Raw genomic sequence first — 25,612 nt, 5'->3', positions numbered from 1 at the left:
GTTTACCAGTTTGGCTGTCCAAATATTTTAAAATGCATCCAAGAGTAATTTTTGTAATCGGAGTTTCAGGAGTAGGTAAAAGTACCATTGGCAAACTTTTATCAGAAGAACTAAAAATTTCTTTTTTTGATGGTGATGATTTTCATCCTGAAAGCAACGTTAAAAAAATGTCTAACGGAATTCCTTTACAAGATGAAGATCGATTTAGTTGGCTTCAAAATTTAAACAAATTAGCAAAAACACAAATCAATGATAATAAAGATTGTGTTATTGTTTGTTCTGCATTAAAGCAATCTTACAGAAATATATTAGAAAATACAATAGAGATAAACTCTGAATGGGTTTTTCTTAAAGGTTCTTTTGCGCTAATTAAAGAAAGATTAGACAATAGAAAAGGGCATTTTATGGGATCTAAGCTTTTAGAATCTCAGTTTAATACTTTAGAAGAACCAAAGAATGCACTGCATATCAATGTAAAATCAACACAAAAAGATATTGTGAAAACCATAAAAGAAAATCTAGAAAATAAGTCAGAATTTGGTCTTTTTGGCTTAGGAGTAATGGGAAAAAGTTTAAGTAGAAACTTAGCAAATAATGGCTTTAAACTGTCACTTTTCAATAGGCACGTAGATGATTTAGAAGTTGATGTTGCTAAGAATTTTACAAATCAGTATTCAGAATTATCAGAAGCACAACCTTTTGATGATTTAGGTGCGTTTGTAAACTCTTTACAAAAACCAAGAAAGATCATGTTAATGGTAAATGCTGGTAAAACTACCGACTTTGTTATTAACGATTTGCTACCCTATTTATCTAAAGGAGATGTTTTAATTGATGGAGGAAACTCGAACTACAAAAAAACATTAGAACGTTTCGATTATTTAAAATCCAAAGACATCGAATTTATAGGAACTGGAGTTTCTGGTGGAGAAGAAGGAGCCTTAAAAGGACCTTCTATCATGCCTGGAGGAAGCAAAAATTCTTACGATAAAATAAAAAATTATTTAGAAGCCATAGCCGCCAAAGATAAAAACGGAAACGCTTGTTGTACATATATTGGTACAGAAGGTAGTGGACATTTTGTAAAAATGGTGCATAATGGAATTGAATATGTAGAAATGCAATTATTGGCAGAAGTTTATATTTTATTAAAAAATCTAGGCAATAATCCTTATGAAATCGCAGATATTTTAGAAACTTGGAAAACTTCTACAAACAGCTATTTATTAGAAATTACTATAGATATTCTAAGAAAAAAAGAAGGTGATGATTGGTTAATTCATAAAATTATGGATAAAGCTGGTAATAAAGGTACAGGAAACTGGACAACCATTGCCACTGCAGAATTGGGCATACCAAGTTCTATGATAACCACATCTTTATTTGCCAGGTATGCTTCCTTTTTTAAGGATGAAAGAGTTACAGCCAGCAAAAGTTTTGATACAAATAATTTTGATGCGCTTTCAATTGATAAAGAAGATATTTTAAAAGCATATCAATTTGCAAGAATTGTAAATCATTACCAAGGTTTTAAGTTGATAAACGAAGCATCAAAAAAACATTCTTGGAATTTAAATTTAAGTGAGCTAGCAAGAATTTGGACAAATGGTTGCATTATTCGATCTGATTTAATGGAAGATTTAGTAGAAGAATTTAAAACTACAGATAACTTATTATTAAGTAAAAAAATAGTTGAAGAATTAATTATTTTAAAACCTAATATTAAAAAAGTAGTTGCAGAAAGTATTTTAAAAGAACAACCAATTCCTGCTCTAACAGATGCAATTAGTTTTTTAAATAACTTTTCTAAAGAAGCATCTACAGCAAATATTATACAAGCACAAAGAGATTATTTTGGAGCTCACACTTATCAAAGAAATGATGATGCTTCTGGGAAATTCTATCACACAAACTGGCAAGAATAAGTAAAATTTAAAGATATATATGGAAACTACAAAACAGAAAAAAACTCTTTTTAAAAGAATACTTGCCTTAATTTTAAGTTTTGGACCCGGTATTTTTGCAATCGGTTATACCATTGGTACAGGTAGTGTTACCTCTATGATTAAAGCAGGGAGTGCCTATGGTATGCAATTAACTTGGGTGCTTTTATTAAGTTGTTTATTTTCTGGAATTCTAATGTTTGTTTATGGTAATTATACCTTAATTACAGGAGAAACAGCATTGTATAGCTTTAAGAAATATTTAAAAGCAGGTAAATTTCTGGCTATTTTAATTATAATCGGAGTTTCTGTTGGGCAATGGGGCTCACTTATGGGTATTTTAACAATTTCTGCTAATATGCTTTATGAAATTTTTGCCTTAAATTTTGAAAGCCTAAAAGCTTATGAATATGAAGCCGTTTTAATTATTTCTATTATTATAGTTAGTGTATTTTACGCAATTATGTTGGTAGGGAAATACACTTTTTTCGAAAAGATATTAGTCATATTTGTGTCATTTATGGGGTTATCTTTTATAATTTCTTTATTTTTTGTTTATCCTCATCCATCAGAAGTTTTAGAAGGATTAATACCGAACATACCAGATTCTAAAGACCCAATGGTTTCAGGAAAAATGATGGTTGCAGCATTTGTGGGTACAACAATGGCTGCAGCAACTTTTTTGTCTAGACCTTTATTTGTTAAAGGAAAAAATTGGGGACTAAAAGATTTAGGAAAACAACGTAAAGATGCAATTACAGCAGCAATTTTGGTTTTTATAATTAGTGGTGCAATTATGGCAGTTGCTTGTGGCGCTTTATATCATCAAGGTAATCCTGTAAATAATGTCTTAGATATGGCAAAACCTCTAGAACCAATTGCAGGTAGTTTTGCAGTAGCCATTTTCTTTTTTGGTACACTTAGTGCAGGTTTGTCATCAATTTTTCCGTGTTTATTAATAGCACCTCTTTTAATAGCAGACTACCAATCAGGTACTTTAGATACCAACTCAAAACAATTTAGAATAATAACAGCAATTGCTTCTTTAGTAGCCTTAATTGGGCCTGCATTTTTTGGAGGTAAACCAATTTTAGTTCAAATTTTATCGCAAGTTTTTAATGTATTTATATTACCAGTAGTTGTTTTAGGTATTATTCTTTTGGTAAATAATAAAAAATTAATGAAAGGGTATAAAACAAGTTTAGGTATTAATATAGGTTTATTTGCAGCCTTATTTTTCTCTTGTATTATATCTTATACAGGAGTAGTAGGGCTTTTAACAAAATATTTTTAAAGTAGTTTAAAAAACAAAATAGTAAGTAGGATTAAAAAAATATAAATCAACAAGAAATGAATAATAAGTTAAAAAATAAAAATGTATTAATTACTGCAGGTGCTCAAGGAATAGGAGAATCAATTACTAGACATTTTATAGATAGTGGAGCTAATGTGTCAATTCATTATTTTTCTAGTGATGCAACAGCAAAAGAATTAAAAGAATATGCTGAATCTAAAGGACAGAAAGCAGTTGTAATTAATGGTGATTTAACCAAAGAAGAAGATGCCAATATTTTAGTTGATAAAACAGTAGAAACTTTAGGTAGTTTAGATATTTTAATAAATAATGCAGGTTCTTTAGTAGCTAGAAGATTGTTAAACGAAATGGAAACAGATTTTTGGCATAAAGTAATGGATATTAATTTAACTTCTATGATGTTTGTAACAAGAGCTGCAGCACCTCATTTGGCTAAAAATGAATGTAGTAGTATTGTAAATTTAGCATCATTAGCAGGTCGTAAAGGTGGGCATCCAGGTTCTTTAGTGTATGCTACAAGTAAAGGTGCAATTTTAACGTTTACAAGAGCTTTATCTACAGAATTAGGTGCACAAGGTATAAAAGTAAATGCAGTTGCTCCAGGTCTAATTTTAGGTACATCTTTCCATAATACACATACAACAGAAGAATCAGCGAAAGAAACTATTGCAGGTATTCCAATTCAAAAACCTGGTAATGCTGCAGATGTTGCACGTGCTGTCTTATTTTTAGCTTCAGAATATGATGGTTTTATTGCAGGTGCAACTTTAGATATTAATGGTGGCGTGTACAACATGTAATACATATAAATTCTTTAAAAAAATATAAAATGAAAAATAGCATTCTAAAAATAATAACAGCAATTTTTGTGCTTTCTATAACTATAATTAGTTGTAAAAAAGCACCAAAAAAAGAAGAAGCTCCAAAAACTGTTTATGCCAGTGATGTAATTCCGTTTTTTAACGATTGGAGTTTAATTTTAGGTGATGGATCTAATGTTGGGCAAGCCATTAATTTCGAAAACAAAGATTACTTTTATACAAGGAAAGATGAAAAAGATACTTGGGTTGTTTTTAAATCGCCAAATGCAGGTGATACTCATGGTACTTCTAACAATACAAGAACAGAATTGGCACAATCTAAAAAATGGTATCCAATGACGGAAGCTAAATTAACGGCTAATTTAAAAGTTATGAATGTTTCATCTACAGGTGATGCAACAGTTGCAGCATCATATTCTGTTGTTGTTGGGCAAATTCACAGTGCAGACAAACACGAAAACGAACCTTTAAAGATATTCTATAAAAAATTTCCTGGGCATACAAAAGGTTCTGTTTTTTGGCATTATGAAATTAATACGTTAGGTGATGATAATTCTAAAAGATGGGATTATTCTTCAGCTGTTTGGGGTAACGATTTTTCTACAGTAGGTCCAGATGCAAATACATATCCAGAAGAACCAGAAGAAGGAATCGAATTAGGTGAAGAGTTTAGTTATTCTGTTAATGTAAAAGACGGAATAATGACTCTAGTTTTTTCAAGCAAAGGTCATGAAACCAAAACATTTACTAAAAATTTAATAAAAACAGATTACGCTACAAAAGCAGACATTTCTCAACAAACTAAAGATATGTTTTTTCCTGTTGGGCAAGATGGAGTAGAAAGAGCAAATGCTTATGCAGATGAAGGTTGTTTTTTTAAATTAGGATGTTATAATCAAACAAATGGAAAATCACCAGAAGTAAATAAAAATTGGTGTTCAGGTGCAGATACTTACGATGGAGATCTTAAAAAACAGTACGAAACTGGTAACTATGCAGAGGTTTGGTTTAACAAAGCAAAAATCTATGTAAGTCCTAATTCTATTTCTAATCAAGAATATTTTACTAAAAATGATTAACTAATCTCTTCTTAGAATCTCAATTTTACTTATTTTTATCGAAATTTTAAATAATGAGTCAAAAAGAGGAATTCTTTGAATACATAAATTCAGGATACTCCACTAAAGGAGATTTTATAGAGCTGGGAGCAGCAATGCTTGGTGAAGAAACTGTAACAAATGCAATTGTAAAAGTTCCTTTAAAAACCTTAAATAGACACGGATTAATTGCTGGTGCTACAGGTACTGGTAAAACAAAAACATTACAAGTATTAGCCGAAAACTTATCAGAAAAAGGAATTCCAGTTTTGTTAATGGACATAAAAGGAGACCTTTCTGGTTTGGCAAAAGCAAGTCCTGGTCATGCAAAAATAGATGAACGTCATCAAAAAATAGGTTTTCCTTTCGAGGCTAAAAAATTTCCAATAGAAGTACTAACAATTTCTGAACAAGATGGTACTAGATTACGCGCTACAATGTCAGAATTTGGTCCAATTCTTTTATCAAGAATTTTAGATTTAACAGAAACACAAAGCGGAATTGTTGCCATCATTTTTAAATATTGTGATGATAATAAATTGCCGCTTTTAGATATTAAAGACTTTAAAAAGGTTTTACAATTTGTTACAAACGAAGGTAAAGAAGAAATTAAAGCAGAATATGGACGAATTTCTACAGCTTCTACAGGCGCAATTCTTCGTAAAATTATAGAAATAGAACAACAAGGAGGAGATCTATTTTTTGGAGAAAAATCTTTTGATGTAGAAGACTTAACTAGAGTAGACGAAGATGGAAAAGGAATAATTTCTGTTTTACGTTTAACAGATATTCAAGATAAACCAAAACTATTTTCAACATTTATGTTGCAATTATTGGCAGAGGTTTACGAAACTTTTCCAGAGCAAGGAGATTCTGGTACACCAGAACTTATCATTTTTATAGACGAAGCGCATTTGGTATTTGATGAAGCATCAAAAGCACTTTTAAATCAAATAGAAAGTATTGTAAAACTAATTCGTTCTAAAGGAATTGGTTTGTATTTTGTAACTCAAAATCCTAAAGATGTGCCAGAAGATATTTTAGCACAATTGGGTTTAAAAGTACAACATGCGTTAAGAGCATTTACTGCAAAAGATAGAAAAGCCATAAAATTAGCAGCAGAAAATTATCCAGATTCTGAGTATTATGATACCAAAGAAGTTTTAACTCAATTGGGTATTGGAGAAGCTTTTGTATCCGTTTTAAACGAAAAAGGAATTCCAACACCTTTGGCAAGAACTATGTTACGTGCACCAATGAGTAGAATGGATATTTTATCAGACAAAGAACTTAAAAATGTGATAAATAATTCTAGACTTTTTTACAAATACAACGAAAATTTAGACAGAGAAAGTGCTTATGAATTGTTAAATTCTAAAATAGATAAGATTAATAAAGCAGAAGAAAAGGCAATAAAAGATGCTGCTGAAAAGAAAGAAAAAGAAAGATTAGCCAAAGAAAAAGCAAAACAGTCTAGAACTAGAGTGTCAACAAGAAGAAGTACTAGACAAGATCCTTTAGTAAAAGTATTAACAAGTGCTACTTTTATAAGAGCCGTTTTTGGAATTTTAAAAAAAGTAATTAAATAACAAAATCAAAAAAACAACGTTTTGTATTTTATAAAATCAAACCAAATGATAAAAAAAAGTATTTTACCAATAATAATGGTATCACTATTAATTATAAGCTGTAGTAATAACAATAAGTTTAAAATAGAAAAAGGTAGAGTAGGGTTAATAGACCAAACCACTACTGTTAAAGATCTTAAAGAGATTTTTAAAAACGATTCTATTGTAAGCAATTTAAGTGAAGGTGCTTTGGGTGATAATTATTTTCAAGATGATGATGAGTATTTAATTTATGAAAAAGGAGGTAAACATTTACTAACAATTGTGCCTCAAGAACAGTTAGATTCTACATCAACCATAAAAAGTATCCAAATTCACGATCCGCGTTTTAAAACCAACGAAGGCATTAATTTAAACTCTAATTTTTCTGAAATAAATTCATCAAATAATTTAAGACCAGAATCTACTTTACAATCTGTTACTTTATTTTTAGATGAGTTAAATGCTACAATTGCCATAGACAAACAAGAGTTGGGTTTAAGAGATTACAGTACGCAAAAGGTTTCTTTAGAACAAATTCCTGATTTGGCAAAAATGAAATCGTTTATCGTTTGGTTTAATTAAAAGTAACTTTTCTGCATTAGAACAACGCTTAAAACTTCTTTTGATTTTTAGTTGAACATTTTTTTGGTTGATAAAAGAGTGCTATTCAACTATAAACTAGTAATCAATTTTATGAAAAAAAAATACACAATTCAGAAAACGCCATTTGTTGTACCAACTACTGATGGCAAATTAATTGAAGAACATTTTGGAAACGCAACTGATAAAAATACAGAGATTAGTATTGCACACATGGTTGCACCTCCAAATTGGAAAGAACCTTTTCAAACGCCTGAATTTGATGAATACACGTATATTATAAAAGGGAAAAAACAATTTATTATAGAAGACGAGGTTGTTGTGTTAGAAGCTGGTCAATCAATCAAAATTGAAAAAAATACAAGAGTTCAATATTCGAATCCTTTTGATGTAGAATGCGAATATTTAGCCATTTGTTTGCCTGCTTTTTCTATAGATTTAGTAAATAGAGAAGAGGAGTAGTGTTCCCCAAAAATAGTATTTGGATTAATTTTAATATTGATATTAACAATTTTAAGTTATAAAATGACTTAAATTGCGGTATGAAAGATAAAGTAATACCTCCAAAAACCATAAGACAAGTTTTTGTCTTACTACTTATTGTTTTATTTGCATTTTTAATCTTTAGAGAATTAATTCCTTATTTATCAGGAGTTTTAGGTGCCATTACATTTTACGTTATTTTGCGTAAATGGATGGTATATCTTGTTAAAAAGAAATGGAATCCACATTTTGCAGCCCTTTTTTTAATGCTTTTTTCATTTATTAGTATTCTTTTACCAGTAGCAGGAATTATACTGATGTTAGGAGGTAAAGTAGGTGAAGCTGTAGAAAATTCTGAAAAAATAGCCAAAGTTGTAAAAACTAAAATGAAATGGCTAGAAGATAATTATAGTTTCGATTTAAGTTCTAGAGTAAATACAGAAGAACTTTCTACTTGGATATCAGAAAACTTAGATAATTTTGCTGGAGGTACTTTTAATATTTTTATAGCAATTGGTTTAATGTATTTTCTGCTGTATTACATGTTAACCAACAGAAATGAATTAAAATCTTCTTTGTATGAATACATTCCTATTAGCGAGGATAATTTAAAAATTATTGGTTCAGAATCTCAAGCCATGGTTCGTTCTAATGCCATCGGAATTCCTTTGGTGGCAATAGCACAAGGAATTATAGCTTTGATTGGTTTTTTAATTTTCGGAATTAAAGATCCGTTTTTCTGGTTTATTATTGTAACAGTAGGTTCTATGATTCCTTTTATAGGTACACTTGTGGGAATTTTACCGGTTTTTATCTTAACATTATCTATAGGAAATAATTTTGCTGCTTGGGGAATTTTAATTTACGGTTTGGTAGTTGTAGGTTCTACAGACAATATTATAAGACTTTTTGTATTAAAAAAACTCGACAATGTACATCCTTTAATTACCTTAATTGGTGTAATTGTAGGTGTACCTTTATTCGGATTTATTGGTCTTATTTTCGGACCACTTTTAATAAGTTTATTTTTAGTTGTGGTAAGGATTTACAAAAAAGAATTTGGTGCTTTAATAGAGTCTAGAAAAATACTTTAAAATTTCATAGACAACTTAAAGTTTAAAACTCTACCAGTCATGTAATTCGGAATACCATATTGCGTTTTAGAATAGACATCTCTAACCCAAGTATTGGTAATTGCGTTCTGAATATCGAACATGTTAAAAAGCTCTAAACCAGCAGTTAACTCTTTAAATTTAGACAACCAACCAGTTGTGAATTGTTTATTGGCATCAGCAAAAACATAAGAAACACCTAAATCTGCACGTCTATAATCTCTTAAACGACTCTGAAAATCGTAAGGATCTGAATAAGCAGGAGATCCACCAGGAACTCCAGAATTGTAAACTAAATTCAAATAGGCTTTTAAATCTGGTAAATTTGGTACATAATCTTGAAATAAGATTCCAAATTTTATACGCTGATCAGAGGGTCTTGCAATATAACCTTGATTATTAATATTTTCTTCCGTTTTTAAATATCCCAAGCTTACCCAACTTTCACTTCCAGGAACAAATTCTCCATTTAAGCGCATATCTAAACCATAGGCAAAAGCTTTAGTTGCATTGTCTGCTCTGTATCTAATTCTAACATTATCAATGGCATATGCATTAACATCAGACAAATCCTTGTAATACATTTCAGTCGTTAGCTTAAAAGGTCTGTCCCACATTGTAAAACTGTAATCCATACCTGTTACAAAATGTATAGATTTTTGAGCTTTAACATCAACATTAACATCACCATTAAAATCTCTTAATTCTCTGTAAGATGGAGGTTGTGCATACAAACCACCAGAAACTCTAAAAAGCATGTCTTTTTCCCAATCAGGTTTTATGGCAAATTGTGCTCTTGGGCTAATTATTGTTTGATTTTTAGATTCGATTCCATTTCCAGTTACAGACCAATTTTGAGCTCTTACACCAATATTATAAAAGATTTCATGATCGTTCCAAAAAGAGCGTTGGTTAAATTGTACAAAACCCGAGAATCTTGTAATGGCAACATTATTGTCTTTTCTGATAGATTGATAAGGTGTAATTTCACCTTCAAAAGCTTCGTAAGGTTGATTGTTTCCTGTATGATGAGGAGGTCTAATTGAAAAACCTAAAGAATCGATTATTTCCCATTCTCTAATTCTGTCTTTAATATCTTCTTTTTGATATTTAACACCAAAATCCCATTGATTGTCTTCTTTTTTTATAGTTCCTCTAACTTGAACATTTGTAATTAAAGCATCTAAATCGTTACGAGCATGATTTAACTGAGAACCAATTCCTTGAGAAAATTCTACTTCTCCAAAATTTTCAGAACCGATATTAGAATCTACTTCACCCAAATTGTATTGTGCAGCAATATCAAAGTGTTCTTCTTCTTGTGTGTTGTACCTAGAAGCTGTAGTTTTTAAAGTAAAATGATCATTAACTTTATAATCTGCAGACAAAGCACCAAATAAAGTTAAATATTTGTCTTGTTCTTGCCCTGAATAAAAAACAACTAATTCTAAAGGATCTGCAACTGTACCAAAACGTGTTCTTCTAGATAAAGGTTGATAATTGTAATCATTTAAAGAAAAGTTACCTAGAAAACTTACTTCCAATTTATCAGAAAAATCATAGGTCAAAAAAGTTTGTACATCCGTAAATTTTGGTCTAAAATTGGTTTCTATTTGTTTGCTATTTACAAACAAACTATTGTCTCTATAACGAACTCCTGTAATTGTACTTAATTTTTTGTTTAAAAACTGACCTTCAAAAGTAACACTTCCACCTAACAAACTTGCATCTATTGTAGTAGCAGTTTCTGTTGGTTTTCTATAAGTAATGTCTAATACAGAAGATAATTTATCACCATATTTTGCTTGAAAACCACCTGCAGAAAAATTAATATTCTGCACCATATTTGTGTTGATAAAACTTAAACCTTCTTGTTGCCCAGATCTAATTAAAAAAGGTCTGTAAACTTCTATACCATTAACATAAACCAAGTTTTCATCAAAATTACCACCTCTAACATTGTATTGTGTACTTAATTCATTGTTGTTGTTTACGCCAGCAAACGTCATTAAAGTATTTTCTACACCAGCATTAGGGCCAATGGTATTTTGTACAGTTTTTATATCTATAGATTCAATTCCTGAAGCTTCTTTTCTAAAGTCTTTTACAACAATTTCGGTTAGATTTTCCGTTTTTAAAATTAAGGTAGGCGAAAAACGAATTATATTTCTGTTTTTTGCTTTAAAACTTTTTGTAATGGTTTTGTATGCAATATGGCTATAAGTAAGAGTTATTTCTATGTCTAAAGGAATTCTTATAGAATAATTACCATTTTTATCTGTTGATGTACCCGTTTTATTAAATTTTATAGATACATTTTCAATAGGTTCTTTTTCACTGTTTTTAATAGTACCTTTTAAAATGGTGGTTTTTTGAGCCAATAAAAAACTAGGGATAAAGAGTAGAAATAAGAATATTTTTTTCACAAAAATTAGTTTATTGTTTCTTAAAGAACGTTGCAGATATCTCATTCGTATTTCCAACATTGTCTGATACTACAAGTTTAAAGATATGTTTGCTACCCACCAATTTTTTATCACTAAAATTATAGGTTAAAATTCTTTTTTTATGATTGTATTGCATTAAAATCCATTCGCCATCTATGGTAGCTCTCCAATTTTTAATGCCAGAACCAATATCATTAATTTTTACTTTTAAGGTTTTTGCACTGCTAATCCATTGTTGATCTTTAAAGTATAACAATTTTATTGTTGGTTTTATAGAATCTGTTGCTAAGGTATAGTTTCCTAAAATTTTAGTTGTTGTATAAAACGTGCTATCTTTTTTTCTAGTGTAATAATATCTTGGGTATTTAGGATACTCTAAATTGGCAATATACATTTGCTGTTTTTCTTTTTCAGAATATTTAGAAACATTAAAAGTAAGGGTATAACTTTTGTTTAGTGGTATAGTCGGATTATGAATTTTCACAACATTTTGCGCTACCTTAAAATCTAAATATAAATCTTGATAAAAAGTGTTTTTTGGAAAAGCCACACTAACATTACCTTTATGAAATCTATAAAATTTATTCGCTATAATTTTATAGGCTGTAGTATCTTTTTGGGCAGAATATATAACGTTACTTTCTCTTCCAGTAACCGGAATTTTTATAGAACTTTTGTTGCCTGCAAAATCTTTGGCTATAATTTCTATGTTATAATTGAATCCTTTTTGAATGTTGATTTTACCATTGTTAATCAACTTATCATAAGTAGATAATTTATTGGCAGTTTCTTTAAATGTTTTTTGATAACGCCTTTTGTACTTTTTATAATGTTCGTAATCGATATGTAAATTTAAATATTTGCTTTCTGCAAAAGAAAATGTTTCTACATCATGATAATAAAAACGTTTTCCGTTAACCAGCATTTCTAAACTATAAATTCCATTTTTATTAGGTACACCATTAAAACGATCAAAAACACTTACACCAAAACTAATAGAGCCACTAGCAGAAATTCTATCTGCCACATAATTACCATTTCCTAAATTTTTTATGGGGATTTGAAAACTTTTTTGTTGTTGATTAATTCTTGCATCAGCACTTAAAGGATACCCTTTTAAAGATTGAAAGGTTGGAGTTGTAGAATCTTGAACTTTTATCCCAAATAATAATGGATTTATAATATTTTCGGTTGCTGTATTTCTGATTTCGAAATGTAAATGTGGTCCTCCAGAACCACCTGTATCACCAGAATAAGCTAAAATTCCTCCTTTTTGAATTGGGAATTTATCTTCTTTAAAAAAGAGATTACCTGTGTTATAATCTTCTTTTTTGTATTGCACACTTTTTACATAGGCTTCAATTTCATCATTAAATTTACTTAAATGTCCATAAACTGTAGTAAAACCATTAGGATGAGTAACGTAAATTGCTTTACCATAACCAAATTGTTGCACTTTAATTCGAGATACATAGCCATCTGCTGCTGCATAAACTTTTAAACCTTCTTTACCTTGAGTTTTAATATCTAAACCTGCATGAAAATGGTTGCTTCGTAATTCGCCAAAAGAACCAGAAAGAAAAATAGGAATGTCTAAAGGGTTTCTAAAATAATCTGTTGGATATTTTTCTTGTGATAAAACAAGAAAATGCAATGATAAAAATAAGAGTAAAAATAAAGGTTTCAAAAGGCAATAATTTTAATGTAAAAATAATAAAAATCATTCTTTTAGTAATTCGTTTAATTTCAATACGTTAGTAAAAAAGTGATAAAATGTTGTAAAATTTAAAACAGAATGTTAACTTTGTAAGAATAGTTTATTCTAATAAGTGAAATGAGTAATACATTAGAAGCAATTGAGTTACTAGAAAAAACGTTGAAAAACTTACTTTCTAATTACGAGTTTTTAAAAAAAGAAAACGAAATATTGCTTCAAAATAATACTGAATTGCAGCATCAACTTTTAGAAATTAAGCAAAATTACGCAAATCAAACCAAAGAATTTGACTTGCTTAAAATTGCTAAAACTATTGAAGGCAGTAGTTCGAATACAAAAGATACAAAACTGAAAATAAATTCGTTAATTAGAGAAATTGATAAATGTATAATTCAGTTACAAGAATAAAGTTCTTTTTATTGTGAGTCATAAACTAAAGATTAATGTTGTAATTGCGGGTAGAACCTATCCTTTAAGTGTAAATAACACTAAAGAAGAAGAAGGTATGCGTAAAGCCGCTAACGCAATTAACAAGTTAATTTCTATGTATGAGCAAAATTACGCAGTAAGCGATAAACAAGATGTTTTAGCAATGTCTGCATTACAATTTGCATCAAAATTAGAAATCTTATCTTTACAAAAATCAGACAATAAAAAGGAAGAAATAGAAAAGCTAAGTGAGCTTACCAATTTGGTAAAATCTCATTTAGAATAAGTTCATTAAAATACATTAACAACACACTGCCTACGTTAGTAATTGTTTATTAAACTCAACACTATTCTATTATGAAGGATGAGTCTTAACTACTATAGCATGCCATAGCTGCTGAACTTGTTTCAGTACCAAGTGGATTCTTGAACAGTTAGTTAGTCCTATAAATGTCATTATGGAGTTTAAAAACCGAAGCTAATGTAGGCTTTTTTTATATATAAATTTTAAATTATGGATGGAATGGTACTACCCGCTATTATGGGAGTTATAGTAGGTATAGTTATAGGTTTTTTAATTTTTAAAGCCTTAGAAAAATCAAGAGGTAAGAAAATTCTTGATGGTACAAGAAAAGAAGCAGCAACAATTTTAAAAGAAGCAAAAATAGATGCTGAATCAGTAAAAAAAGATAAAATTTTACAAGCAAAAGAAAAGTTTATTGAGTTAAAATCTGAGCACGAAAAGGTAATCTTATCAAGAGAAAAAAAGATATCTGATATAGAGAAAAGAATTAGAGAAAGAGAATCTAAAGTAGCCTCTGAGTTTGATAAAAATAAACGTTTAAATCAATCTTTAGAACAAAAAGAAAAAGATTACAATTTTAAATTAGATTTCTTAGAAAAGAAAGAAAACGACTTAGAAAAAATGCATAAACGTCATGTAGATATGCTAGAGCAAATCTCTGGTTTATCTGCAGAAGAAGCTAAAAAAGAATTGGTAGCTTCTTTAAAAGACGAGGCGAAAACAGAGGCTATGGCTTTTGTACAAACTTCTATAGAAGAAGCAAAATTAACAGCAGAACAAGAAGCAAGAAAAGTAGTTTTAGGTACCATACAAAGAGTAGGTGTAGAACAAGCTGTAGAAAATTGTGTTTCTGTTTTTAATTTAGAATCAGATGATGTTAAAGGTAGAATTATTGGTAGAGAAGGTCGTAATATTAGAGCCTTAGAATCTGCTACTGGTGTAGAAATTATTGTTGATGATACACCTGAGGCAATTATTTTATCTTGTTTCGATCCTGTACGTAGAGAAATTGCTCGTTTAGCAATGCACAAATTGGTTACAGATGGTAGAATTCATCCTGCAAGAATAGAAGAAGTTGTTAAGAAAACCGAAAAACAAATTAACCAAGAAATTATTGAAGTTGGTAAAAGAACTGTAATTGATTTAGGAATTCACGGTTTACATCCAGAATTAATTAAAGCTGTTGGTAGAATGAAATATCGTTCTTCTTATGGTCAGAATTTATTACAACACTCACGTGAAGTTGCAAACCTTTGTGGAATTATGGCTTCTGAAATGGGGATTAATGCTAAATTAGCCAAAAGAGCAGGTTTATTGCATGATATTGGTAAAGTGCCAGAAGCAGAAAGTGAACTACCTCACGCTTTATTAGGTATGCAATGGGCAGAAAAATATGGTGAAAAAGGTGAAGTTTGTAATGCCATTGGAGCTCACCATGATGAAATAGAAATGAAGAGTTTATTATCACCAATTGTACAAGTTTGCGATGCAATTTCTGGAGCAAGACCAGGAGCAAGACGTCAAGTTTTAGATTCTTACATACAACGTTTAAAAGATTTAGAAGCTATTGCTTTCGGTTTTAATGGTGTGCAAAAAGCGTATGCTATTCAAGCTGGTCGTGAATTAAGAGTTATGGTAGAGAGTACCAAAGTAAACGATGCTAAAGCCTCTGAATTATCTTTTAGTATTTCTCAAAAAATACAGAATGATATGACGTATCCAGGTCAGGTAAAAGTTACAGTTATTAGAGAAACTAGAGCAGTTAATGTAGCTAAATAATAACTTTACTAACCAATAAAAAAATGAAAACCTTGAGTAATTACTCAAGGTTTTTTTATGTTTTTCAGATAAATTTTTCGGTTATAAACAGAATAGATATTTCTTTTCGGCTAATAATAAATAAAGACTTTAATAAAGTTTTAAAACCAATTCGTTAACTTTTAAAAAACATAGATTTCAATTTTAAATTCTTTTTTTGTAGTTATTATTTAAGATAATTTAAATCTTATTATAACCAATAGAATTGACTAAATTTCTTGACTATTAATCTATTATGAAAAGAAATTTCAGGAAAAGAAGATAATTATTTTTGAGCCTGAAATTAGTGGCTGAAATATAATTTATATGAACCTAATTTTTTTACGGTCTTATTTTTAATTTATTATCACATGAAAAAAAATCATATTTTAAGTTTCACTTTTTTGTTTCTAGCGCAAATTTTATGCGCTCAAAAAATTGAAATAAAACCCTATTTACAGGATGCAGAACCAACTTCAATCAAAATTATGTGGCAAACCGATTTTGGCGAAGAATCTATTGTTTACTGGGGTGCTAGTAAAAATAAATTAAGTAATAAAGCCATTGGTAAAGCTTCAGACATCAATTTTACTCAAAAAAGAATTCACGAGGTTGCTATTACAGGTTTACAAAGATTTACTACATATTATTATAAAGTACAAACAGGCAAAGCTGTATCAGAAGTTTATCAATTTAAAACGCCTCCATTTGCTGGCCATACTAAAAAAATAAATTTAGTAGCTATGAGCGATATGCAATACGATTCTCAATATCCTACTAAATTTACAGAAATTGTAGAAGAAGGTGTGTTAACGTATTTTGATGAAAATTTTAAAGGCGATATTTCAGACAATTTAGCAATGGTGGTAATTCCTGGAGATTTAGTAGTTACAGGTTCTGTATTTAGTCAATGGCAAGAACATTTTTTTAAACAATCAGAAAAATTATTTTCTAATGTTCCTGTTTATCCTGTGCCTGGAAATCATGAAAGAAATTCAGATTTCTATTTTAAATATTTTAGCTTGCCTAAAAACGGAACTCCTGCTTATGCAGAACATTGGTGGTTTAAAGATTATGCAAATACAAGAATTATTGGTTTAGATTCTAATAGTGGCTATAGAAGTATTAAAGAACAACTAGAATGGTTAAAAGAATTGCTAGATAAAACTGCTAAAAATGATACAATCGATTTTGTTTTTGCGCAATTACATCATCCTCATAAATCTGAATTATGGATTCCAGGAGAAGAAGATTTTTCTGGTAAAGTGGTTAAATTATTAGAAGAGTTTAGTAAAAAATCAAACAAACCAAGTTTGCACTTTTTTGGTCATACACATGGTTATTCTAGAGGGCAATCTAAAGAACACAAACATCTTTGGGTAAATGTAGCTTCTGCTGGTGGTGCTATTGACAATTGGGGAGAGTTTGAAGGTAGAGATTATGATGAGTTTACAGTTACTCAAGATGAATATGGTTTTGTGTTGGCAACAATAGATCCAAATAAAGAAAATCCGTCTTTTACCTTAAAAAGAATTAGTAGAGGGAATAATGTGAAATTTAGAAATAATGAGTTAAGAGATAGCATTACTGTTTTTAAGAAAACCATTCAACCTAATGCACCTGTTTTAGTTGATTTTAAGAATACTAATAATCCTATTCATAAAATGTTGGTAAAAGCCAATATTTTTAAGAGTGATAAAAAAGATGCTTTCCATGCAGCTTCTAATTGGCAAGTATCAACAACAGCAGATTTTTCTAAAATTATTTACAATTCTTGGAAACAACACGAAAATTGGTATTACAAAGAAAACAGACAAAAAGACGATGATTTAACTGATGAAATTATCGATAGAAAACTAAATAATGGAGCTACTTATTATGTAAGAGTGCGTTATAGAGATCAGTTTTTAAATTGGAGTAATTGGTCTGAAATGAAGTCTTTTAAAACGGTTAAATAATAGATTGTAAAAGAGTTTTTAATAATAGTTATAAAATTTAATTTATTGTAAGAAAGGCCTTTTTTGTAAAGGTCTTTTTTTATTTTCTAGGGTGATAAGTTTCTACAACTTCTCTTAAATAACTTTTATCTAAATGCACATAAACTTCTGTGGTGGTAATACTTTCATGACCTAACATTTGTTGAATTGCTCTTAAATCGGCTCCGTTTTTTAGTAAATGTGTTGCAAAAGAATGACGCAAAGTATGCGGACTAATTTTTTTATTTAAATTGATTTCTACAGCTAGATTTTTTAAAATGGTAAAAATCATTTGTCTGGTTAAACCATTTCCTCTTCTGTTTAAAAATAAGGTGTCTTCAAAACCTTTTTTAGGATGTAAATGACTTCTAATTTCTGTAATGTAAATAGAAATATATTTTTGGGCATTATAATGTATGGGTATAAAACGTTCTTTATTGCCTTTACCAGTAACTTTTATAAAGCCTTCATCAAAAAATAAATCAGAAATTTTTAGGGTGATGAGTTCACTTACTCGTAAACCACAACTGTACATGGTTTCTATAATTGTTCTGTTTCTTTCTCCTTGAGGATGACTTAAATCTATAGCAGAAATGAGTGCATTTATTTCATCTTCGGATAAGGTGTCTGGTAATTTTCTTCCAATTTTAGGTGCTTCTATTAAATCAGTTGGATTGGTTTCTCTGTAATCTTCAAAAATTAAATAATCGAAAAAACTGCGCAACCCAGAAATTATTCTTGCCTGACTTCTGGGGTTTACTTTTTTAGCAATTTCATAAATAAATTGTTGTACAGTAGTTTCATCAATCACAATAGGAGAGAGGCTCATTTCATTTTTATCTAAAAATAAAGTGAGTTTTTCTAAATCTCGAGTATAACTATCAATTGTATTTTGCGATAAACCTCGTTCTATTTTTAAATACAATTGATAATCTCTTATTGCGTTTTGCCATTTCATAGTTTCAAGATAAGAATTCAATTTAAAATAACTCAAAAAGAGATAAGATTATTAAGAAGAATAAGAAAAGCATCTGAGTTAATTTTTAAATAGTAAGAGCAAAGTTAAAGTTTATCACGCAACTACATTTGCCTTATAATCTTAAAAACAAAAATAATGAAAAAAGTAATTTTAGTATTCGCATTCGTTTTAAGTGCTTTAGCTACAAATGCACAGTTAACGGTTAGTGTAAATGGTGGTGTACCTGTTTCTGATATAGAAGAGTATTCTTCGTTTGCATTGAGTGGAGACGTAGGTTATGCTTTTGAAACGGATAGCGATTTAATGTTTGGGGTTTCTGCTGGTTTTTTAAATTATTTTGGAAAAGACTATGAAGTATTAGGGTCAACTATAGAGGCTGAATCTGTACAATTCTTACCTGTAGCAGGTTTTGCATTTTACAGATTGTCAGATAATTTTTCAGCAGGTTCTAAAATTGGTTACGCATTCGGAATTAATGATGGAAATGATGGTGGATTCTATTACAAACCCATGTTAAATTATATGGTGGGTAATGCTACAAGTTTATCTTTATTTTACGAAGGTGTAAGCGATGATGGTATTAATATGAACAATGTAGGCTTAGGACTTACATTTGGTTTATAATTTAAATGAAATATAAAATGTAGAAGGAGGCAATTTTGCCTCCTTTTTTTATATAAATAATTGTATTTTTGAGATATGAAAATAATTATTATAAACGGACCCAACTTAAACCTTTTAGGAAAACGTGAACCAGAAATTTATGGTTCTGAAACTTTCGAAGATTTTTTTAGAGACTTGCAATTAAAGTTTAAAAACGTAGAATTGTCTTATTTTCAGTCGAATATAGAAGGTGATCTTATCAATAAATTACACGAAGTTGGTTTCGATTACGATGGAATTATTTTAAACGCTGCTGCATTTACACACACTTCTGTAGCTATTGGTGATGCTGTAAAAGCCATAAATACTCCTGTTATAGAATTACATATTTCTAATACACATGCTCGCGAAGATTTTAGACATAAAAGTTTTATTGCATCTTCAGCAAAAGGAGTGTTATTTGGTTTTGGCTTAAAAGGCTATGAATTAGCCATTCAGAGTTTTTTATAAAATAGAAAATTATAAGCTTATATCTTAGTTGTACTGTATTCTAAAATTTATGTACACAAAAAGAAGTTTTACCACTGTAAATCAGAGACGTCTTTATTGATGTCAATTCCAAAATATTTTACCAAAGGATAAGCTACCCGAGTTCTAACGACTTAAAACCGAGCCACTGATTTCTCAGTTTGACTCGGTTTTTCTATAAGATTGATGGTTACTTCTGTGTTATCGAATTATTATTTTTCGCTTGGTAGAAAATTTTTCGTTTTGAACACTAAGCACATAAATACCAGGCGATATACTAGAGACATCGATTGTGGTATGTTCAGTCTGCGCATCTACAGTTGCGATAAGCTGACCGGATAAAGCGATAATGCTAATCTTTGAATTTACGAACTCAGGGCAACTAATATTTAGGATATCTTTAGCTGGTGATGGGTATATATTCAAAGTTTTATAGTCTGGTTTATCAACACTTAAACTGCTTTCGACTATATTAAAATTGTGTGTTTTTTTAGCAATGTTGGTTTGCCAACCACCATTTACAGGGCGAATAGATAAAATGGCGCTATAACCATTAGCAACTTCTAAAGGCGCTGCCAATTGTACCACTATTGTTGTTTCACCTTCACCCGCAGGCACTGTTATTTTTTTGTTGGTAATGTATAAAGGCTGCAGGTCTTTAAGCTCAATGTTAAGGTCTCGCTCCTGAGTTGCAGCATAACTAACCTTAAAGGATAATTCTAATAAATCCTTTGAAAATTCTACTGGGGCATCAATAAAATCAACTACATCTTCAGTAGGCAATAAAGGGCCATCAACCACATCAAACAAATGCTCTTTGGTCATAATACTAGACGCTATGCCTTCACCTACAGGACAAAGCGCTGAAATCAACTTGTAGCCATCAGCAACAGCAAGAGCAGATGCCAAAGTAAAAATTACATTTGTTGATGATACTCCTCTTTCAACAAGTATTGTTTTGCTATCTATAGTCGTTCCATCAGGATTTTGAAGTTCTACTTTAAGATCTCTTTGCTCATTAGCTCCATAGCTTACGGTTATTGGTATCTCTAACGAAGCATTTGATACTTTATCCGCAGGACTTACAAAACCCACTTTTTCGGTAATGTCAAAATCATTCTTATCTACGCACACCTCTAAGGCATACCATCTACCACGAGCAGTAGCAGTACTATTCCCTTCTGGTACTTTTCCGTTGGTAACTTGATTCGATGTTACCCTAATGATATCGCCTGGCTTTATAGGCGCCTTAGTGTCTATAATCAATTCCTCAATTTCATTCCTTAATTTTTCATCCTCTATATCGTGCGTAGCTTCATAAGAAGAAGAAATTTGCTTTTCGCCAACTTTCGTTCCGTTTACATAAACGGAGTAGGTGCATTCGCCATCGGGTTCTTGCATAGCATGTACCTTAAAACGGGCATTACCTTGTGGAGTGCCATTATAAACCACCTCTGCAGCAATAGGACGATTAATACCATTAGTTCCGTTACATTTTATAACTTCTTTGGCAGCTCCTTCCCAAGTTTTACTCACTCTCCACTCTAATGTTGCTGGGTCAAACCCCTCAATATCTAGGTCTGTAAAGTCTTTAGCGAATAGCGTTTCGCAGCCTTCAACAACAAGGTTTTCGCAATTAGGGTCAACGGTTCCTGTTTCTGACCAATACTTATTCGCTTGTGCTTCTGTTTTATTTGTATAGTCTCCTAATTTAGCAGCAGCACCAGTTGCCATTACAATTTTATCGATTTGATAGCCATGTGAGCGACCACAAATGTCCATGGTATAAGTTCCGGCTTGTTCTACTTTTATATATACCCAGTTGTGTGCGTGGTTTTTTTCGCCAACACCGTGCAACCAGAAGCCTGGATCACTACGTCCATAAAACTTTAACCAAGAGGTTGTTTGCTCAGCACCCCAATAGGCAATACCATCAGAAAATTTTAGCCATGCATCATTACTTAAATCAGTACCTTGTTGGCCATCTACTTTTCCTCGTTCTTCTTCATTTTGACGACCAAACCATTTTACGGTATATGTACCGGGTGTGTTAATGGTAAAACTATACGATAAGATGTTATTGGCATTCTGATTTTGGTAATTGTTAGGTCCGTCGTAATAAATGTATTTACCACCTGAGGCATATTCTTCATCTGTTCCAAGTTTCCAGGCTCCTTTTAGCGGTATTCTCTCAGCTTCAAATACAAGTAAACCATCTGTTTCATATACATCAATCGCAGGGCAGTAGCCATCAGCTTCAGGAATGTTATCGGGTTTTACACCACTAATAAATTTAGTTTTTAATTTGCTTGGGTTTCCATATTCGTCATTGTTCAAAAGAAACCAAATCATACCTGCATCAGAAATGTCTGGTTTACTTTTGGCATCAATATTTAATCGATCCCATAGATACTTACAACTAGGATCAAAATGATCTCTTAAGAAATAATAAGGCGTCCAATTCTTTACGCCGTTTATTGAAGACGAACTCCAACCATTATTCAGATTAGCAGACTGGTTTTGATCTATAATACGTTTAAAGTTGGTACCCTCACTTACTGGAAAATCATTTAATATATGCTCAACTCTGTGATGCTCAGCTCTACGTATATGATTATCGTTATAATTACTATGGGATAGAATGTAAAGGTGATTTATAGCATCTTCTTTACCATCTGCTTTTACTTTTACTAAGGCTTGATATAAAAATTCGCTAGGGCCCATTTGTACAAAATACAAAGGGTTACTTGCTGTTGATATCTTAATCTGTTCAGCTAAATGATTAATGGCTGCTGAATTATTAGCCGAAACATCGAAAAAAATAGAGGGATCAAACTCGGTAAAGAATTCTAAGGCGCCTTCTACACCTTCTTTCATAACATTTGTTTCGGTGGTATGTGCTGGAGAGCCTATAAAATTATTATAAGAATAATGCACCAAATTAGCCTCTAGATTGGCATTGGCCAACATGGCTAAAGCTGCAGGTGTTGCACTCCAATCGTCTTCGTCTCCACGTTGCCATGCTGAGTTATAGGTAAAAGTTTTACCGGCATCTGCAGCTGGTGCATTTGCAGTAACTGTGCCACCCCAAGTATTTGGGTCTGGTTGGTTATTACCATCTGCACTAATGGCTATACGGTTATTGTTGTAGCCCCAGCCTTGTGAAAAAAGCTGTGTTGCTAAAAATAGCAGGGGTATAAATAATCCAATTCTTTTCATTGTAATAATAGTTTTTAGTTACGCACTTTTGTGTGTTGGGTTATTATTTGGTTTACTACTTGTTTTAAATTACCCTAAAAGTATGCTATCTTCACTTTAAAATATAAAAAACTATATTTGTTTTATATTTACAATCGGGCTAATTGATATGTATATTATATTTACAATAAAAGAATTTGTAGTTTTTAAAACCTTTAAAATCAGTGATTAAATGAAAATGCCTCAACTATTTATATTAGTATATGCTATAAGCACTATATTTACTTTTAGTAGTGTTTATGGTATGGATAGCATTACAGCCCAAAACCATAATGCTGTTTATCAAGAGGCGAATAGGATGTTAGATAGTAATGCAGATAGTGCCTTGACCTTATTTAATAAACTAATTCCTTATTATACTAAAAGTCTAGATACTGAAAAACTAATTCAGTGTCATATTGGCTTGTCTGATGCTTACAAAACTAATGGACAATACAGCAAGGCTTACGATCACCTGTGGGATGCCCTTCTTTTGGGCGAAAAGGAAAATAATCCGCTTCTACTAATTGATATTTATATAGACTTATCTGGGCTATACAGCATTTATAAACGTTATGATAAATGCCAGCAGTACTTAAAAACTGCATTACAATTTTCAAAAGAAAATAGCATGAATAAGGGGTATCGTCTAGCGAATATCTACTATGGTTTGACTATCGTAGAACGTAATTTTAAGAATTATGACAAAGCCCTAGACTATCTGAACAGTTGTATACTGATTAGAAAGAAGGAACAAAAAGGGCAATCTGAATTTAGTTATATAGACTCAGAACGTGGCAACATATATTTGGAGATGGGCCAACTGGACAATGCTGAAAAATACTTAGTTCGATCGCACAAGTACTTTATAAAAAACAACTTAAATTTTGTTGTTAAATCTAGTCTAAGTCTGGGTGATCTTTATGCTAAAAAGAAGAACTGGTTTAGAGCAAATGAGTATTATACCGAAAGTTTATCTCAATTGCAAAAGTTGAATTCTCATACCGATGTGCATAGTGAGTTACTTGCCAAACTAGCAAAAACGAACAGAATTCTAGGGAATATTAGTATAGCATATGATTTTTTGGAGGAAGCCAATGTGCTTATAGATAGCTTGTTTAATGCCAGAACCTCAGTTAACAATAAATTGTTTCAAATAAAGAATAAACACGAAGAAACCATTCGTAAAAAAGATGAAGAAATTAAAACACACCTTTTAGAGATAGAGCGTAACAAATTAATTCAATCGAGGTTAAAAATTTTAATTGCTTTTATATTGTTTGTAATAGTAGTTGGCATTGTCGTAATACGCATGCGCTTAAAACTTAGAAAGTCTGATATTGTAAAAAAAGAAATTGAATTACAAGCAAAGTTTGATCATGATAAAGCTGAAGCCATCATGAAAATGAAAAATAGAGAGCTTACTTCTAATACCTTGCAGATGATTGAAAAAGACAAACATATTTACATGATGTTAGAAAAACTAAAAAGTGTATCTGTAGCAGAATATAAAAGCATGAAGCGGTTTATTGCGCAGGGGAAAAACGGAATGTGGGAGCAATTTAATAAACGTTTTATAGAAGTAAATGAGGGGTTTTATGAACGCTTAAGAAAGCAACACCCAAATTTAACACCTACTGAGCTTAAACACTGTGCGCTTATTAAACTGAATTTTAACAGTAAAGAAATGTCTCGTTTGTTAAGTATTTCACTAAACAGCGTTAATATTTCAAGACACCGCATTCGCAAAAAGATGTGCCTGCAACGAGAAGATAATTTAAGTAGTTATATTGCTGCGATTTAATATTGAGTAACAAACGGCCAACTTTTGCAAATAAAGAAATTAGAACCACATAGGGGAAGCCATTTACAAAAATGAAGTCCTACACTTTTAAAAAAACAACATAGAAAAAGCCTGTTGGTGTATGGCTGTAAGCTTTAGGCTTTAGGCAGTAGGCAGTAGGCAGTAAGCAGTAAGCAGTAAGCAGTATGCGGTATGCGGTATGCAGTCTATTTATTTAACATCAAACATCTAACCATCTAACCCTTTAAACTCTAGTAGGCTGTAAGCTTTAGGTTTTAGGCAGTTGGCAGTAAGCAGTAAGCGGTAGGCAGTATGCAGTAAGCGGTAAGCAGTTGGCAGTATGCAGTCTATTTATTTAACATCAAACTTCTAACCATCTAACCATCTAACCATCTAACCACCTAAACCTCTAACCATCTAACTACTGCATTTTTAAGGTGATAAGAGGTTGCCAAATTAGAACGAGATTTATCGACTTGCGGACTCCCAAAATAATGACTTAAGATCTCTACAATAGGACTCAAGAAAGAGATTACTTTTTTAAACTTTTCGCGCTAAGATTAATATGTTTCAAACTTAAAATATAAAAGCCTGTAAACCAAAATCTTGATACTTCCTAACGCTAATTGACGCTCCTGACACTCCCTGAACTCCATTGACACTCCCTGACACATCGTGACACACATTAACACTCCCTGATACTCATTGACACTCCCTGACACAAATTGTCGGTTTTTAGGGGGTTTTGTTCGAGTCTTGTTCGGGTTTCCTTCGGGTGAGGGTAGGGTGTATTTTTCAAAAATGCATGCT

Annotated in this window: 20 protein-coding genes; 15 read left to right on the top strand and 5 right to left on the bottom strand. The window is 31.1% G+C overall.

Translation table 11 applies throughout. The annotated features are described in order from the left end of the window. Positions 1 to 32: 32 nt before the first annotated feature. The 8 genes from gndA to ACWYN7_RS07680 all read left to right on the top strand — a co-directional run bounded on the left by gndA (position 33) and on the right by ACWYN7_RS07680 (position 8,963). Positions 33 to 1,925, top strand: a complete 1,893-nt coding sequence (gndA, locus tag ACWYN7_RS07715; protein WP_462859345.1) for an NADP-dependent phosphogluconate dehydrogenase — start codon at positions 33 to 35, stop codon at positions 1,923 to 1,925. Positions 1,926 to 1,944: 19 nt separating this feature from the next. Then, positions 1,945 to 3,237, top strand: coding sequence for an Nramp family divalent metal transporter (locus tag ACWYN7_RS07710; RefSeq protein ID WP_462859344.1), 1,293 nt, complete (start codon positions 1,945 to 1,947; stop codon positions 3,235 to 3,237). Positions 3,238 to 3,293: 56 nt separating this feature from the next. Beyond that, positions 3,294 to 4,058: an SDR family NAD(P)-dependent oxidoreductase gene (locus ACWYN7_RS07705; RefSeq protein ID WP_462859343.1), complete on the top strand. Its 765-nt coding sequence runs from the start codon at positions 3,294 to 3,296 to the stop codon at positions 4,056 to 4,058. A 29-nt stretch (positions 4,059 to 4,087) separates the two neighbouring features. Beyond that, positions 4,088 to 5,158, top strand: coding sequence for a polysaccharide lyase family 7 protein (locus tag ACWYN7_RS07700; protein ID WP_462859342.1), 1,071 nt, complete (start codon positions 4,088 to 4,090; stop codon positions 5,156 to 5,158). Between the two features lie 53 nt (positions 5,159 to 5,211). Then, positions 5,212 to 6,765, top strand: a complete 1,554-nt coding sequence (locus ACWYN7_RS07695; protein ID WP_462859341.1) for a helicase HerA-like domain-containing protein — start codon at positions 5,212 to 5,214, stop codon at positions 6,763 to 6,765. 45 nt (positions 6,766 to 6,810) lie between these two features. After that, the gene (locus ACWYN7_RS07690; protein WP_462859340.1) at positions 6,811 to 7,368 is read left to right on the top strand and encodes a hypothetical protein; all 558 of its coding nucleotides are present in this window, start codon (positions 6,811 to 6,813) and stop codon (positions 7,366 to 7,368) included. Between the two features lie 111 nt (positions 7,369 to 7,479). Further along, complete coding sequence (locus ACWYN7_RS07685; RefSeq protein WP_462859339.1) at positions 7,480 to 7,848, top strand: cupin domain-containing protein; 369 nt, start codon at positions 7,480 to 7,482, stop codon at positions 7,846 to 7,848. A gap of 80 nt (positions 7,849 to 7,928) precedes the next feature. Beyond that, on the top strand, positions 7,929 to 8,963 hold the full coding sequence (locus ACWYN7_RS07680; protein WP_462859338.1) for an AI-2E family transporter: 1,035 nt from the start codon (positions 7,929 to 7,931) through the stop codon (positions 8,961 to 8,963). Here the strand turns inward: ACWYN7_RS07680 and ACWYN7_RS07675 are convergent. Together ACWYN7_RS07675 and ACWYN7_RS07670 are read right to left on the bottom strand one after the other, a co-directional pair. Then, positions 8,960 to 11,407, bottom strand: a complete 2,448-nt coding sequence (locus ACWYN7_RS07675) for a TonB-dependent receptor (RefSeq protein ID WP_462859336.1) — start codon at positions 11,405 to 11,407, stop codon at positions 8,960 to 8,962. The two genes, ACWYN7_RS07680 and ACWYN7_RS07675, sit on opposite strands and share 4 nt — an antisense overlap. Positions 11,408 to 11,417: 10 nt before the next feature. Then, entirely contained in the window at positions 11,418 to 13,115 is a 1,698-nt protein-coding gene (locus ACWYN7_RS07670) for a M23 family metallopeptidase (RefSeq protein ID WP_462859335.1), read from the bottom strand. A gap of 147 nt (positions 13,116 to 13,262) precedes the next feature. On the opposite strand from ACWYN7_RS07670, the gene ACWYN7_RS07665 reads away from it, so the two are divergent. The 4 genes from ACWYN7_RS07665 to ACWYN7_RS07650 all read left to right on the top strand — a co-directional run bounded on the left by ACWYN7_RS07665 (position 13,263) and on the right by ACWYN7_RS07650 (position 17,633). Then, complete coding sequence (locus ACWYN7_RS07665) at positions 13,263 to 13,553, top strand: hypothetical protein (protein WP_462859334.1); 291 nt, start codon at positions 13,263 to 13,265, stop codon at positions 13,551 to 13,553. A gap of 13 nt (positions 13,554 to 13,566) precedes the next feature. Then, a complete protein-coding gene (locus ACWYN7_RS07660) occupies positions 13,567 to 13,860 on the top strand; it encodes a cell division protein ZapA (RefSeq protein ID WP_462859333.1) in 294 nt (97 codons plus the stop codon). Positions 13,861 to 14,088: 228 nt separating this feature from the next. Beyond that, a complete protein-coding gene (rny, locus tag ACWYN7_RS07655) occupies positions 14,089 to 15,657 on the top strand; it encodes a ribonuclease Y (RefSeq protein WP_462859332.1) in 1,569 nt (522 codons plus the stop codon). A 389-nt stretch (positions 15,658 to 16,046) separates the two neighbouring features. Next, positions 16,047 to 17,633 carry a purple acid phosphatase family protein gene (locus ACWYN7_RS07650; RefSeq protein WP_462859331.1) on the top strand — a complete coding sequence of 529 codons (1,587 nt, stop codon included), beginning with the start codon at positions 16,047 to 16,049 and terminating at the stop codon, positions 17,631 to 17,633. A 79-nt stretch (positions 17,634 to 17,712) separates the two neighbouring features. Here ACWYN7_RS07650 and xerD read toward each other — a convergent pair whose 3' ends face one another. Then, a complete protein-coding gene (xerD, locus tag ACWYN7_RS07645) occupies positions 17,713 to 18,609 on the bottom strand; it encodes a site-specific tyrosine recombinase XerD (protein WP_462859459.1) in 897 nt (298 codons plus the stop codon). Between the two features lie 156 nt (positions 18,610 to 18,765). On the opposite strand from xerD, the gene ACWYN7_RS07640 reads away from it, so the two are divergent. Together ACWYN7_RS07640 and aroQ are read left to right on the top strand one after the other, a co-directional pair. Next, positions 18,766 to 19,254 carry an outer membrane beta-barrel protein gene (locus ACWYN7_RS07640; RefSeq protein ID WP_462859330.1) on the top strand — a complete coding sequence of 163 codons (489 nt, stop codon included), beginning with the start codon at positions 18,766 to 18,768 and terminating at the stop codon, positions 19,252 to 19,254. 75 nt (positions 19,255 to 19,329) lie between these two features. Next, the gene (gene aroQ / locus ACWYN7_RS07635) at positions 19,330 to 19,743 is read left to right on the top strand and encodes a type II 3-dehydroquinate dehydratase (protein ID WP_462859329.1); all 414 of its coding nucleotides are present in this window, start codon (positions 19,330 to 19,332) and stop codon (positions 19,741 to 19,743) included. A gap of 219 nt (positions 19,744 to 19,962) precedes the next feature. Here the strand turns inward: aroQ and ACWYN7_RS07630 are convergent, their stop codons facing one another. Further along, the gene (locus ACWYN7_RS07630; protein WP_462859328.1) at positions 19,963 to 22,980 is read right to left on the bottom strand and encodes a T9SS type A sorting domain-containing protein; all 3,018 of its coding nucleotides are present in this window, start codon (positions 22,978 to 22,980) and stop codon (positions 19,963 to 19,965) included. A gap of 211 nt (positions 22,981 to 23,191) precedes the next feature. Between ACWYN7_RS07630 and ACWYN7_RS07625 the strand changes: the two genes are divergently transcribed. After that, positions 23,192 to 24,802, top strand: coding sequence for a tetratricopeptide repeat protein (locus tag ACWYN7_RS07625; RefSeq protein WP_462859327.1), 1,611 nt, complete (start codon positions 23,192 to 23,194; stop codon positions 24,800 to 24,802). Between the two features lie 401 nt (positions 24,803 to 25,203). Here the strand turns inward: ACWYN7_RS07625 and ACWYN7_RS07620 are convergent, their stop codons facing one another. Further along, on the bottom strand, positions 25,204 to 25,326 hold the full coding sequence (locus ACWYN7_RS07620; RefSeq protein WP_462859326.1) for a hypothetical protein: 123 nt from the start codon (positions 25,324 to 25,326) through the stop codon (positions 25,204 to 25,206). Between the last annotated feature and the right edge of the window lie 286 nt (positions 25,327 to 25,612).

The sequence above is a fragment of the Polaribacter sp. M10 genome (genome assembly GCF_054968445.1).
The sequence above is the reverse complement of the archived record's forward strand: the minus strand, read 5'-3'. Positions and strand labels throughout refer to the sequence as shown.